The following is a 12,874-nucleotide window of genomic DNA, read 5'->3' on the forward strand; positions in this document are numbered from 1 at the left end:
CGTGCGGCCCGCCGGGCCCGAAGGCGCGCACGATGCCGTCGCTGACCACCGGCGCGGCGGCGCGCGCGTCACGCCCCCGCGCCGCACCGGCGAGCAGCAGGGCGAGGGCCGATGCGCCGATCCCGCGCCGCGTCCCATGCAGCAATCCGTTCGTCATGTGTTTCTCCTTCGACCGGTGCCCGGCTCGCGGCCGGCACGCGACGTTGGACGCGATGCGCGAGCGCTTATTCCGCAGCCGTTGCCTCTCGTGCGGCCGCACGGGGCGCGAGATGCGGGCACGATCCAGCCATCCTGCGCGCAGCCCCGCCGCACAGGAGGCGGCATCACCGATGCGTGATGACACGACGCCCTCGCCGCCGCGTGTAAAGAGCCAAGCCGCCAGGGGAATAAACTGCGCCCCGTGGCGTCGCATGCCTGAAGGATCCCGGAGATGAGTCGATGATGTCCGATCAGGCCCGGCTTAGACGCAGTCCGCGATGCCCTGTGGCGGGTGTCGCCGAATGACCTGGCGGTACCGCCATGACGCTGCAATCGACGCGGTGATCCCAGCGCTGCGCCGCTTCGCCTACGGCCTGACGCGGAATCAGCACGCGGCCGACGACCTGGTCCAGGACTGCTTGCTGCAGGCGCTGACGGCGACGCTGCCGCTGCGCCGCGAAGCCAGCCTGAAGCCCTGGTTGTTCAGCATCCTCTACCGGCGCTTCGTCTCCGACCACCGCCGCGCCGTGCGCCGCGGCGGCGAGACCAGCTATCAGGAAGAGGTGCATGCGCCGCCCTCGCCGCCCGGCCACGATGCGCCGCTGCTGCGGCGCGACCTCGTCGCCGCGCTCGCGCAGTTGCCGGAGGAGCAGCGCGCCCTGCTGCTGCTCGTGGGGGTGGAGGAGATGAGCTACAGGGACGCCGCGGACCTGCTAGGCATACCGATCGGGACCGTGATGTCGCGCCTTGCGCGCGGGCGTTCGACGCTGCGTTCCCTGATGGAGGGTCGGGTCGTCCCGATGCGTCGCCATGGCTGACCCGCGGCCGCTCGGGGAGGACGACCTGCAGGCCTTCGTCGACGGGCGCGCCGATGCCGAGGCCGCGGCGCGCGTCCAGGCCTATCTCGCGGACCGCCCGGAGGTTGCCGCGCGCGTCGCGGCGATGGCCGGCGACCGCGCCGCGCTGAAGGAGGCGTTGCGACCCATCGCGGAGGAGCCGGTGCCGGCGCGGCTGCGCGTCTCCGTGGTGCGCGCGGCGCAGCGAGAGAGGGTGCCGCGCAGGACCGGCCAGCTCACCGCCATCGCCGCCGCCTCGCTCGTCCTCGGCCTGATCGGCGGGTGGCATGGCCGCGGGCTGCTGCCGCTCCCAGCGGGCGAGATGCGGGCGGAGGCGCCGATGGGCGATGCGGTCGCGGCCTATCGCGTCTTCGCCGCCGCGGGGCAGGTCGCGGCCGGGAACGGCCAGCCGGAGTTGGCGCGGGCGCTCGTGGAGCTCTCGGCGCGGGCCGGGCAGGCCGTGTCGCCGCCGGACTTCTCCGACCTCGGCCTCAGCCTGGTCGAGGGGCGGAAGCTCGCGACTGAGGACGGCTCGGCGGTGCTGCTGATCTACGCGGACGGAGAGGGCCGCCGCGTGACGCTCTACATCCGGCCGGACAGCGCCGGGCGCTCGGGTGGCGGGCAGCGCCTCGATGGCGGCGTGCGAACGCGCTACTGGTTCCGCTCCGGCCTTGGTATCGCGCTAAGCGCACCAGGCGAACGCGACGACCTCATCGACCGAGCCGACCTGTTTCAGCAGCGCCTATGAACCGCGACACAACCCGATGCGCCTCTTGCTCGGCTGCGATGAAATGCGGACGTGCCCAGGCGCGTGCAAAAACGTGTTGAACGTGGGCGCTGTCCGCCTTGAGATAAGCGGCGCGCTGTACGCGACGAGACCCCGCCTAAGGCCCCTTTGGCGCACCTCCTGCCAATCGTCCGGCGTGGTTCGTTTCGAGGCTGATCCCTCCGTCGCGGAAAATCTCGCTATCGCTTCCAATTGTGGCTCGAGGGCAGGGTGCCATCGCACGCCAAGCCATGTTGTCGCCACCGCACGCGGATGCGGGGTGAGCGCTGTGATCCGGCGTGTTGGTTTACCAGTCACCGTCCTTGGGGCTCAAGCAACAGCCGGTACCCCCGAAACGCAGAAAGGCCCGCCCAGGGCTTTCCTGGACGGGCCGATGCGCGAGAACGGGGGACGCGAGGCTCACGGCAGTCGAAGCAGTACCCCCCGAATGCGCCCCAGCGGCGCTGATGAGCGCACGCGCGACGGGATCGCTGGGCGCGATGCCTTGCTGCACCATGATGAGGTCGGCGAGCGCGGCGCGGTTCGCAGGATCGAATATGAGCGCGACGATCGCCTCCCATACTCCCGCGGCGGCGAGGGGCTCTGCCACACCGAGAGCGGCACGAGAGCTGTGGGCGGAGGTGCTCGATGGTTAAGCTTCTTCGGCGAAGCCTGTCCGCACGCTGTCGTGCGGCATGCGACAAACGGTCGCGCTCGCGCTCGTTATCGGCCTTCTCCGACTCGGTACGAACCAATTCCTGACCCCTATTCCGGCGGTTGCGCCCCGCCGCTTCGGCGATCTCGGCCTGGGAAGTTGCCGATCTAGGCTCCATTCCGGTGTTTATTCAATCGACAGCGTCGAGAAGGATGTTCACCCGCGGGTCGTGGCTGATCGGTGGGCCTGCTGTCCGCCCGGCCAGCAGCAAAAAGATCGGACTACGCAGCGGCCTCGTCGACTCGGAAGCGCACAGGAGTTGGCCCGCGGCTCGGTCCATTAGCCAACATCTGACACTTTTCAATCGATCCGCGAGTAGAAGGGCGTACTTCGCGCCTTGCGAGTGCCGCTCGCGGAGCGCCGCATGGGCTTGAGCGCCTGTAGCCACAACAGCGCTGCGGCGCCCCGGGATTAGCGGTCGCGCGCCGTACCGCCATACAGCCGACCGGCGGTGGTGCAGTTCGTGCGCATCGAACCGGGCAATGCTGCCCGCGGAGGGTCAAAGGGCGACCGTTGGCGAACCGTCGATGATTGGTAGAAGGAATTTTTTAATCATTATTGCACACAATTGACTGCGGCGGGCGGGAGTTCCGGTCGCCATCACACAGCAAGGAGCAGAAAGCCGATGACCAAGCGTATTCGCCTTCCCGCTACGTCTAACGACTCCGGCAAGGTTCGTCTGGGTGGCATCATAAACCCAGTTCTGCGCAGTGTGTCCGACGCTGGGAAGGTCCGCTTGGGCGGCATCGCCCCGATCGTCTGACATCGGTTTGCGGCTCGCCGTGCTGCTTTGGCATGGCGAGCCGCTTCGGCATTTAAGCAAGGCCGCAGGTCCGCTGCTGACAGCACGACCTCCGGATCTGCTTCCGCGGCTGATTTGGGTTCACGCAACCCGATCGTTTGGCGCAAAGCCCGGCTGGACTGTGGTCCTGTCTGAGAGCGCGCAGCGGTTCGCGGGATGAAACACAGGCGCGAAGATCGCCCACAGACGCCCGCAGCCTTCAGGCGCTTGGCGAACAGCGCGAGCTGACGACCGCGTCAGGCGGCGGCGCTAGCTCGGCGTAGAGCTAGATCGTTGCATCGCACGCCGCCGCCTCTGCAGCCAGCAGCGCCCTATCCATGCCGCTGAGCACGAGCACCGAGAGCCGCTCCGGATCGTCCCAGCGAAGGACGATGCCGCAGTGTCGAGATCTGACGGCACCAGCATGGCGGATCACACTCGGACCTTTGTGGTGCCATCATCGCAATTTCCTTAGTCGGGGTTTCGCTTCACTTCGCGCCCAGGCGGAGCGACGTGTTGGGGGCGCAGATTAAGATCGATGCGGACTAATCGGGCGGAGCGGGTGGTGTTAACCAGCACCTGAGCCTCGAGGAGTTCCTGACAGTGAAGGCTGCATTCGACGCGCAGGTGGGCGAGCTTCAGGCGATGAGCGCCAACCACTTCGGCAACGACCCCGAGTGGGTGCTGTGGGGCCATGCGGCGACGCTGGCCGACTGGAACCGATCGCTTCGCGAGGGACGTGCTGACGCTCGAGATCGATTACGGCTTTCGCGGTTTTACGATCCCTCCTGGCCGGGCTCGAGGCGTTCGGCGTTGAGGAGGAGTGCGACGCCCGTCCGCGCGACCAGCGGCTGGGCGTCGACGCGGCGCTCAGCGAAGCGCCGGAGAACACGGAACCCGATCCGGTGTGGGACAAACGACGACCATGCCCGGCTCTGCCGCGACCTGCAGGCGAGCGGCAAGGTTAGGCATCGTCCTCATGTGCCTCCGGCCATCCGAAATAGGCCATCACGCCATCGCCGAGAAACAGAGCGACGTGTCCCCCTCTGCGCGTACACATGCCGCCACGGCCGCGTGCTAATCTGCGACGCCTATGGCTAGATCCTCTGGACCGATGCGCACGGCCTTTGGCGTGAATCCGACAAGCTCGCAGAACATCACCGTGACTTGGCGCCGCTCGCCTTCGCCAAGCGTTGCTTGGGCTTGCCGGTATTCGTTCCCGGATCCAATCCGCCACGGATTGCCTTGACCGATTCGAGCATGCGGCGGCGGTGACCAACAGAACTTACGCCAAGATCTCTCATGTCTTCCGTGGTCAGCAGAACCGGGAGAGCCTTCAACAGAAATCTTTAGGCCCGGGGAGATTCACAATTATCGATATGCTGGGGCACCCGCCTATGCGAGCTCCGCCCAGATTTCGCCACACGAAGTGTAGGTTTTCTGCGGCTTTCCGGCTGGCGGGTAAATCACGCAAGTAGGCAGGTTCAGAGAGAAAGAGGCGGGAGGGCGATTTTCGGCGCTCGTTTCCGACTTCGCATCCGCCAGTCGCAGCGCCAAACCCGCGGAAAACCTGCGCCCCAGGACGGGGGCCTTAGGGAGCGAGAGAGTTTGCGGTGCGAAGAGGTGGCGTAGCAAAGGGAACCGAGTTTGGAACGTCTACCGTCCTTACCGTTAGAAAAAGGGGTAGCCGGTCGCCAGGCTCGCGCTTGTTGACGTCTTGCAGCGTTCGGCTTCATCCTAACGGCAAGGGGCCTTCCGCGATCGCCCCGTAAGGCTTCGGCTCAAGAATCGCGTCCACGCTTCCGTAATCCGGACGGACAGTGAGGGGCGTGTCGTGCCGAGTCCCGATCTCATCGCCATCGTGCAATGGACACGCGTCGCGGTAACCGCCGACGCACCCATCGTTGCCAACGTCCGAACGGACGAAGACCTCGCCAAGAATGTGCGCAGCCTGCCCATCGCGGTCCGTGGCCATGTGTTGGCGGGTCCCTTGTGGGGTGCCGTCACCGCCGCGGCAGGGCTGCCGCGGTGCTTTGCGATTGGCCAATGAGCGAGGCGGGCGCAGTGCCGCGACACGCGGCGGAGTGGCGGCATGCGATCCGCCCCGTGGTCTGGGCGCGCGGCCTGCGCGACTTCGGCGATGGCTTAGTCGCCGTGGTGCTGCCAGCCTATCTCGTGACGCTTGGCTTCGGCGCGCGCGAGGTCGGGGCGGTCGCCACCATCGCGTTGTTCGGCTCGGCACTGATGACGCTGGGCGTCGGCGTTCTCGGCACGCGCGTGGATCCGCGCAGCCTTCTTATTGCGGCAGCGGCGCTGATGATCGGAACGGGTCTTGGCTTTGCGGCGGCTGCAGGCTTCGCGCTGCTCGCCGCATTCGCCCTTTTCGGGACCATTAACCCCTCCGCCGGCAGCGTCAGTGTCTTTGCGCCGCTCGAACAGGTCGTGCTGACCTCGGCTGCGCCGGATGCGCGGCGCACGGCGGTCTTTGCGCAATACAGCCTTGTCGGTGCGCTCGCAGCCGCTACCGGTGCGTTGGCGGCGGCGGGGCCGGATGCGTTGGTCGGCCTTGGTTTCGGCGAACGCGACGCCATGCGGGCAGTCTTCCTGCTCTACGCGATGATTGGGCTCGCCTGTCTGTTTGCCTATCGCACGCTAGAACCAGTCCCGGCGGAGGCGCTGCGAATGGACCACGCGCCGCTGGGGCCGTCGCGGAGCATCGTCCTGAAACTCGCCGCCCTGTTCAGCGTCGACAGTTTTGCCGGCGGCCTTGCGGTGCAGGCTCTTCTCGCCTTGTGGCTGTTCGAGCGCTTCAACCTCTCGCTGGCGCAGGCAGGTGTGTTCTTCTTCTGGTCGGGCGTGCTGTCGGCCTTCTCCTTTCCTGTCGCGGCTTGGCTCGCGGCGCGGATTGGGCTGATCAACACCATGGTTCTGACTCACATCCCGTCGAGCCTTTGCCTCATCGCGGCAATGTTCGCGCCCGGTGTCGAATGGGCGCTCGGCCTGCTGCTGCTGCGGGCGGCGCTGTCGCAGATGGATGTGCCGACGCGGACCTCCTATGTCATGGCTGTCGTTACGCCACAGGAGCGCACCGCGGCGGCAAGCTTCACAAGTGTGCCGCGCAGCCTTGCGGCCGCGGCCGGGCCTGCAATTTCGGGAGCAGTCTTTGCCGCGGGATGGCATGCGGCCCCTTTCATCGTCTGCGGTCTGCTTAAGGTAGCCTATGATCTCGCGCTGCTCTGGGCCTTCCGCCACATCCGGCCGCCGGAGGAGCATGCACGGGGCTGAAAAACTGCATCACAACCGAGGCCACGGTTGGGCCAAACAGCTACTCCCAGCGGAGCGCAAGGCACCGAGGACGTCGGGAAGCTTACGTCCTCGACCCAAGACACAATCACTCCTTGGGGCTGGGCGGGCGCCCTACTCCTGCGGAGCGCGAGCGATGCTCGCCCGCCGCAGCATCCCGCCCGCGCGTGTGTGGCCGCTATTCCCATTCGTCGACGGTAACGGCGTCTCCTCACCGGAAATGCCCTCCAGGATTGGACAGTCCGGTCGATGGTCGCCGTGGCAGGCGGTGGCCAGTTGCCGCAGCGTGTTGGCCATCGCGTGCAGGGCCTTCGCCTTGTCTTCGATGGCCGCTACATGCGCCATGGCGAGGCGCTTCACCTCGGCGCTGGCCCGCGCCCGGTCGCGCCAGAGGCTGGGCAGCTCCTCGATCTCCGCCAGTGGGAAGCCGAGATCGCGGGCGTTGCGGATGAAGCGCAGCGCGTGCACGTCGTCGGGGCGGTAGACGCGGTAGCCGCTCTCTGTCCGCGGTGCCGCGGGCAGCAGGCCGTTCGCCTCGTAGTGGCGGATCATCTTGACCGAGACGCTCGAGGCCTTCCCTGCTTCGCCGATATTCATCACGCACCCTCCCGCCCGGTGGCCGCGGCGGGTTGGAACCGCCGCAGCCGGAGTGCATTCGCCAGCACGAAAACACTGCTGAGCCCCATCGCGCCCGCCGCCAGCATGGGCGAGAGCAGCGTGCCGCCGAAGGGCCAGAGTGCGCCAGCGGCGACCGGGATCAGCGCAACATTGTAGGCGAAGGCCCAGAACAGGTTCTGCCGGATGTTCGCCATGGTGGCCCGGCTGATCCCGAAGGCCGTCGCTACCGCGCCGAGGTCGCCCGACATCAGCACCACATCAGCGCTCTCGAGCGCGATGTCGGTACCGGTGCCGACCGCGAGGCCGACATCGGCGGCGGCGAGCGCGGGCGCGTCGTTGATGCCATCGCCAACGAAGGCAACCTTCCGCCCGCCCTCGCGCAGGCCTTGCACGGCGGCGACCTTGCCGTCCGGCAGCACCTCGGCGACCACCTCTTCGATGCCGAGCCCCCGCGCTATCGCCTCCACCGTGCGGCGGTTGTCGCCCGTCACCATGGCGATGCGCAGCCCGTGCGCCCTGAGCGCGGCGAGGGCCGCCGGCGTTCCCGGCTTGACCGGATCGGCCACCGCGAGCGCCGCGACCAGCCGCCCGTCCACCGCAGCGTAGAGCGGCGTGCGGCCCTGGTCCGCAAGCGTAGCCGCAGTGGTGGCGAAGGGCACGACGTCGAGGCCGAGCCGAGCCATGTAGCGGTCTGCGCCGACGGCGACGCGCCGCCGGTCCACCAGTGCCGTGGCGCCGTAGCCGGGAACGGCCTCGAAGCCGGTCGCCTCGGGCAGAACCAAGCCGCGCGTCCGCGCCGCGGTGACGATGGCCTGCGCGACGGGGTGCTCGGACTGCGCCTCGACCGCGGCGACCAGCGACAGGATCGTGGCCTCATCCTCGCCGGGCACCACCGCGAGATCGGTCAGCGTCGGACGTCCTTCCGTGAGCGTGCCGGTCTTGTCGAGGGCGACGACCTCGACGTCCCGCAGCGCCTGCAGCGCCTCGCCCTTGCGGAACAGCACGCCAAGCTCCGCCGCCCGGCCGGTGCCGACCATGATCGACGTCGGCGTCGCCAGGCCCATGGCGCAGGGGCAGGCGATGATCAGCACCGCGACCGCGTTCACCAGCGCGAAGGCGAGCGCCGGATCCGATCCGAACACCAGCCACACGCCGAAGGTCAGCGCCGCGATGGCGAGCACCGCCGGCACGAACCACATGGTCACGCGGTCGACCAGCGCCTGGATCGGCAGCTTCGATCCCTGCGCCTGCTCGACCATGCGCACGATCTGCGAGAGCACCGTCTCCCCGCCCACGGCGGTGGCGCGGAAGCGGAAGGCGCCGGTGCCGTTCACCGTGCCGCCAGTCACCTGCGCGCCTGCGGTCTTCTCCACCGGGACGGGCTCGCCGGTGATCATCGCCTCATCGACGAAGGAGGCACCCTCGGTCACCTCGCCATCGGCGGGAATGCGCTCGCCCGGCCGGACGAGCACGATGTCGCCGGCGATCAGCTGCGCGGCGGGGATCTCCTGCTCCGCCCCGTCGCGCAGCACGCGCGCGGTGGGCGGCTGCAGGCCCATCAGCCGACGGATCGCCTCGGAGGTGCGGCCCTTGCTCCGCGCCTCGAGCCAGCGTCCGAGCAGGATCAGCGTCACGATCACCGCCGCCGCCTCGAAGAAGACGTGCCTCGCACCGGCTGGCAGCAAGGCGGGGGCGAAGGTCGCAACGGTCGAGTAGGCGAAGGCAGCACCGGTGCCGAGCGCGACGAGCGAATTCATGTCCGGCGCGCCGCGCAGCAGCGCACGCCAGCCCTTGGTCTGGAAGCGCAGGCCAGGGACGAACATCACCAGCGCGGCAAGCACAAACTGGATCTTCCAGCTCAGCGCAAAGCCGATGCTGTCGCGGATGGCGTGGTGGACGGCCATCGACAGATGGGCCCCCATCTCCAGCACCATCAGCGGCAGGGTCAGCAGCGCGGCGAGGCCGAGGCTGCGTGCGAGGCCGCGGATCTCGGCAGCGCGCGCGGCGCGCTCGCGGTCGCCGCGGTCGACCGGGGCCTCCGCGCCGATGCGCTGGGCGCCGTAGGCGGCGTCGCGCACGGCCTCGATCAGCGCCGGGACGGTGACGGTGGGCAGGTGCGTCACGCGTGCACGGTTGGTCGCGAGGTTCACCGCGGCCTCCGTCACGCCGGGCACGGCCTTCAGCGAGCGCTCGACGCGGCCGACGCAGGAGGCGCAGGTCATGCCCTCCACGGCGAGGTCGGTCGCCTCGGTACCCACGCCGTAGCCGGCCTAGCTGACGGCGCCGAGCACCGCCGCGAGAGCCGGGGTGCCGTCGAAGCGGACCTCGGCCCGCTCGGTCGCGAGGTTCACGGCGGCGGCGGCCACGCCGGGCACGGCCGCGATGGCCCGCTCGACGCGGCGAACGCAGGAGGCACAGGTCATGCCCTCGATCGGGACCGAGAGCGTGGCGTCCGGCGAAGCGGAGGTGGACGCCGGGAGCGCGGGCATCCACTCCGTGATGTTAGTGTCGGGGGCCATCGCGGTTGCTCCTGCCTCAGGCCCGGGGGGTGTTGGCGTAGCCGGCGGCGGCGATGGCGGCGGAGAGGCTTGCCGCGCTCGCGCTCGAGGTCACGCTGATGCTGTGCGTGGCGAGGGTCGCCTGGACCTTTGCCACGGGATCGACCGACTGCACGGCCTGCGTGATCGTCTTCACGCAGTGGCCGCAGGTCATGTCGGGAACGTCGAAGTGCTGCATGGTTGTCTCCTGTCGCAGCGTTGCGGGAGACAGGACCTCTAGACCCTCCCATCGTTGGAGGGTCAAGCGGCAGTTCCACTGCTTGGCCTACAGCAACACTTTGTCACAACCAGGCAACGCGATGGTTGGGCACGCTCGTCACAGTCCGCAGCTCGCGGCTTCGGCTCAAGGAGGTCCTATGCGCAGGATGATCGCTGTTCTGACACTTCTTCTCTCGATCCCGGCCATCGCCGATGCCCAATCGCCCTATGCCGGAATGGTGGACCGGCCCATCCGGGCGCTTTCGGACGAGCAGCAGGCGGACCTCCTGGCGGGGCGCGGCATGGGGCTGGCACTTGCCGCCGAACTGAACGGCTGGCCGGGCCCGTTGCATGGGCTCGAGCTTGCCGATCGACTTGCCCTGACCGACGCGCAACGCGACAGTACCGAGAGGCTCGCTGCTGCCATGCGCGAGAGGGCCAGCACGATCGGTGCTCGGATCGTCGAAGAAGAGCGGGTGCTGGACGCGTTGTTCCGTGAACGCCGCATCACAGAAGCCGAACTCGATAGACGTACCGCGATCATCGGCATGCTGCAGGGCGAACTTCGCAACGCTCATCTGCGTACGCACGTCGAACAGGCAGCCCTACTGACGCAGGCGCAGATGGAGGCCTACGATCACCTTCGGGGGTATCGTGGTACCCCGGCGGCAGGACCGCATCGACGCCACCGACGGCACTGACGAACGAAGATACAGGGAACCAGGCATGGAACCCCTGCGCGAGCCGTCCGATGCACTCGCTCCCGAGGCGCACATCCTCGTCGTCGAGGACGACGGCGAAATGCGTGTGCTCATCGCGAAGTTCCTCCGCCAAAACGGCTTTCGGGTTACCGGCGTGCGCGACGGGCGTGAGATGTGGGAGACGCTCACGAACGCAACAGTCGATCTTGTGCTGCTCGATGTCATGCTGCCTGGCACGTCCGGACTCGATCTCTGCCGCGCACTGCGCGCGCGCTCGGGCGTACCGATCATCATGGTCACCGCGCGTGGGGAGGAGACCGATAGGGTCGTGGGGCTGGAACTCGGCGCGGATGACTACATTCCGAAACCTTTCGGACGCGCGGAGCTGCTAGCCCGCATTCGCGCCCTGTTGCGGCGGTCGCGCGGCGCAGGCGGAGAGCCTGTGGCTGGAGCGAGGGGTGATCACCTTGTGTTCGGTGGCTGGACGTTGGATGCGCGCCGGCGTGAGCTCACCTCGCCCGATGGTGTCTCGACGGACCTGTCCGGAGGCGAGTACGAGCTTCTCCTTGCATTCTGCGAGCACTCACAGCGCGTCCTCAGCCGTGACCAACTGCTCGACCTCGCGCGCAATCGCGTCGTCAGCCATGGCACCGAGCGTGCAGTCGACGTGATGGTCAGCCGCCTGCGCCGGAAGCTGGAGCCGACCGACGACAGCCCGAGCATCATCAAGACGGTGAGGGGCGCAGGCTACATGCTCGTGCCGCAGGTCAGGCGGCTGGCATGAGCGGTAGCGAGAGCCGGTCGTTCATCGTCTCCAGCATTGCCGCGAGCGGGGTGCAAACAAGCCTGCCGCGCCGCGTGTGGTCACGCCTGGTGCCCGACACCCTGGCCGGGCGGATCATGGGTGTGCTCTTCGCTGGCCTGATGCTGTTCCATCTCGGAAGCCTCTGGCTGCACCAGGTCGGCACAGAGGCCTTGGTCGGCACCGGCCGCGAGGAGCAACTCGCTGAACGTCTCGTGGCAGGCAAGCGCCTCGTCTCCGAACAGCCTCCCGAGGAACGCGACAGGGCAGCGCATGCGCTCTCATCCGCCAGCCTGGACATGCACTGGACGGCAAGCCCAACGGTGCGCCTTTCGGCAGAGACAAGTCAGCGCATCGAGGCCGTTCGGGCACGGCTGGCTGAGCGGGCCCCCGAACTCGTCGGCTCCGGTCTGCGCGTCGGCTACGCGGAGGAGGCATCCCACGTCACGCCGCACCTTCTCGTTGGTGCCATTCCGCTCTCCGACGGCACGTGGCTGAACTTCTCAGCCGCCCTGTTCCGCCCTGTCGCGTCGCAACATGGAACGCTGCTTTCAACGACCGCGATGGCCATCGGCATCCTCATCCTGGGTGTCGTCGTGGTGCGGCTCATCGGCCGGCCGCTGCGTGCATTGTCGGATGCGGCCGACAGCATCGGCGGGACGGCAGGGGCCGTCCGCGTGCCGGAGGAAGGGCCCCACGAGGTGCGCCACGCAGCACGTGCGTTCAACAGGATGCAGGCCCGTATCGATCGCCTGATCGCCGACCGCACACAGGCACTGGCGGCGGTCAGCCACGACCTTAGGACGCCGATCGCACGGCTTCGGCTGCGTGCGGGATTCGTGGATGATCCCGATGCACAGCAGTCGATCGATAGGGATCTCGATGAGATGGAGGCGATGATCGATGCCACGCTCGCCTACCTCCGCGGCGAAACGGAGGCGGAGCTTCGACGGCCGGTCGATCTCGTTGCTACTCTCCAAACGCTCTGTCACGAAGCAACCGATTCCGGTGCACGCGCTGGGTTCGAGGGGCCATCACAGCTCCGGCTCATCTGCCGTCCGCTTGCGATGAAGCGCGCATTCGCGAACCTGATCGGCAACGCCATCAAATACGCAGGCAGCGTTCGCGTGCGTGTCGAGGATGGTAGAAACGAGGTTGTGGTGCGGATCGATGATAGCGGGCCGGGAATTCCGGCGAAGCACTTGGAAGCCGTGTTCGAGCCGTTTCGCCGTCTCGAGACGTCGCGTAACCGGGGCACCGGGGGAAGCGGGCTTGGGCTGACGATTGCACGTCAGATCATCGAACACCATGGCGGAACCATCGGGCTGGCAAACCGTCCGCCAGGCGGACTCACCGCCACGGTGTGTTTGCCAAAGCCTGGTCAGAAATGAGAGGAAA

At 67.9% G+C, this 12,874-nt stretch carries 11 protein-coding genes; 6 read left to right on the plus strand and 5 right to left on the minus strand.

Features of this window, described 5'->3' with window-relative positions; translation table 11 throughout:
- Window positions 1–500: 500 nt before the first annotated feature.
- A complete protein-coding gene (locus FIF60_RS16095; RefSeq protein ID WP_144187122.1) occupies window positions 501–1,016 on the plus strand; it encodes a sigma-70 family RNA polymerase sigma factor in 516 nt (171 codons plus the stop codon).
- Window positions 1,009–1,782 carry an anti-sigma factor family protein gene (locus FIF60_RS16100; protein ID WP_144187124.1) on the plus strand — a complete coding sequence of 258 codons (774 nt, stop codon included), beginning with the start codon at window positions 1,009–1,011 and terminating at the stop codon, window positions 1,780–1,782. Before FIF60_RS16095 ends, FIF60_RS16100 begins: the two co-directional genes overlap by 8 nt.
- Window positions 1,783–4,453: 2,671 nt before the next feature.
- Here the strand turns inward: FIF60_RS16100 and FIF60_RS22405 are convergent.
- Window positions 4,454–4,636, minus strand: coding sequence for an SAM domain-containing protein (locus tag FIF60_RS22405; RefSeq protein WP_144187126.1), 183 nt, complete (start codon window positions 4,634–4,636; stop codon window positions 4,454–4,456).
- A 706-nt stretch (window positions 4,637–5,342) separates the two neighbouring features.
- Here FIF60_RS22405 and FIF60_RS16110 point away from each other — a divergent pair.
- Window positions 5,343–6,581, plus strand: a complete 1,239-nt coding sequence (locus FIF60_RS16110; RefSeq protein WP_144187127.1) for an MFS transporter — start codon at window positions 5,343–5,345, stop codon at window positions 6,579–6,581.
- 132 nt (window positions 6,582–6,713) lie between these two features.
- On the opposite strand, the gene cueR is transcribed toward FIF60_RS16110, so the two are convergent.
- Genes cueR through FIF60_RS16125 form a run of 4 tightly spaced genes read right to left on the minus strand, consistent with a single transcriptional unit; the run spans window position 6,714 to window position 9,953 of the window.
- Entirely contained in the window at window positions 6,714–7,196 is a 483-nt protein-coding gene (cueR, locus tag FIF60_RS16115) for a Cu(I)-responsive transcriptional regulator (RefSeq protein WP_144187129.1), read from the minus strand.
- Window positions 7,196–9,475, minus strand: coding sequence for a heavy metal translocating P-type ATPase (locus tag FIF60_RS16120; RefSeq protein WP_338032096.1), 2,280 nt, complete (start codon window positions 9,473–9,475; stop codon window positions 7,196–7,198). The genes cueR and FIF60_RS16120 overlap by 1 nt, the downstream gene beginning before the upstream one ends.
- 12 nt (window positions 9,476–9,487) lie before the next feature.
- The gene (locus tag FIF60_RS22450) at window positions 9,488–9,736 is read right to left on the minus strand and encodes a heavy metal-associated domain-containing protein (protein ID WP_239451668.1); all 249 of its coding nucleotides are present in this window, start codon (window positions 9,734–9,736) and stop codon (window positions 9,488–9,490) included.
- Window positions 9,737–9,752: 16 nt separating this feature from the next.
- Window positions 9,753–9,953, minus strand: a complete 201-nt coding sequence (locus FIF60_RS16125; RefSeq protein WP_144187131.1) for a heavy-metal-associated domain-containing protein — start codon at window positions 9,951–9,953, stop codon at window positions 9,753–9,755.
- 178 nt (window positions 9,954–10,131) lie between these two features.
- On the opposite strand from FIF60_RS16125, the gene FIF60_RS16130 reads away from it, so the two are divergent.
- From FIF60_RS16130 to FIF60_RS16140, 3 genes are read left to right on the plus strand one after another with little or no spacing between them, the layout of a single operon-like run.
- The gene (locus FIF60_RS16130; protein WP_144187133.1) at window positions 10,132–10,674 is read left to right on the plus strand and encodes a hypothetical protein; all 543 of its coding nucleotides are present in this window, start codon (window positions 10,132–10,134) and stop codon (window positions 10,672–10,674) included.
- A gap of 25 nt (window positions 10,675–10,699) precedes the next feature.
- The gene (locus FIF60_RS16135) at window positions 10,700–11,458 is read left to right on the plus strand and encodes a response regulator transcription factor (protein WP_144187135.1); all 759 of its coding nucleotides are present in this window, start codon (window positions 10,700–10,702) and stop codon (window positions 11,456–11,458) included.
- Window positions 11,455–12,867, plus strand: a complete 1,413-nt coding sequence (locus FIF60_RS16140) for an ATP-binding protein (RefSeq protein WP_144187137.1) — start codon at window positions 11,455–11,457, stop codon at window positions 12,865–12,867. Before FIF60_RS16135 ends, FIF60_RS16140 begins: the two co-directional genes overlap by 4 nt.
- Window positions 12,868–12,874: the final 7 nt, after the last annotated feature.

The organism is Elioraea rosea (assembly GCF_007644105.1).
GTDB classification, from domain to species: domain Bacteria; phylum Pseudomonadota; class Alphaproteobacteria; order Acetobacterales; family Acetobacteraceae; genus Elioraea_A; species Elioraea_A rosea.

Coding starts and splice junctions, on each gene's coding strand:
- FIF60_RS16095 (WP_144187122.1), top strand. CDS start 501: ATGACCTGGCGGTACCGCCATGACGCTGCAATCGACGCGGTGATCCCA.
- FIF60_RS16100 (WP_144187124.1), top strand. CDS start 1,009: ATGGCTGACCCGCGGCCGCTCGGGGAGGACGACCTGCAGGCCTTCGTC.
- FIF60_RS16110 (WP_144187127.1), top strand. CDS start 5,343: ATGAGCGAGGCGGGCGCAGTGCCGCGACACGCGGCGGAGTGGCGGCAT.
- cueR (WP_144187129.1), bottom strand. CDS start 7,196: ATGAATATCGGCGAAGCAGGGAAGGCCTCGAGCGTCTCGGTCAAGATG.
- FIF60_RS22450 (WP_239451668.1), bottom strand. CDS start 9,736: ATGGCCCCCGACACTAACATCACGGAGTGGATGCCCGCGCTCCCGGCG.
- FIF60_RS16125 (WP_144187131.1), bottom strand. CDS start 9,953: ATGCAGCACTTCGACGTTCCCGACATGACCTGCGGCCACTGCGTGAAG.
- FIF60_RS16130 (WP_144187133.1), top strand. CDS start 10,132: ATGCGCAGGATGATCGCTGTTCTGACACTTCTTCTCTCGATCCCGGCC.
- FIF60_RS16135 (WP_144187135.1), top strand. CDS start 10,700: ATGGAACCCCTGCGCGAGCCGTCCGATGCACTCGCTCCCGAGGCGCAC.
- FIF60_RS16140 (WP_144187137.1), top strand. CDS start 11,455: ATGAGCGGTAGCGAGAGCCGGTCGTTCATCGTCTCCAGCATTGCCGCG.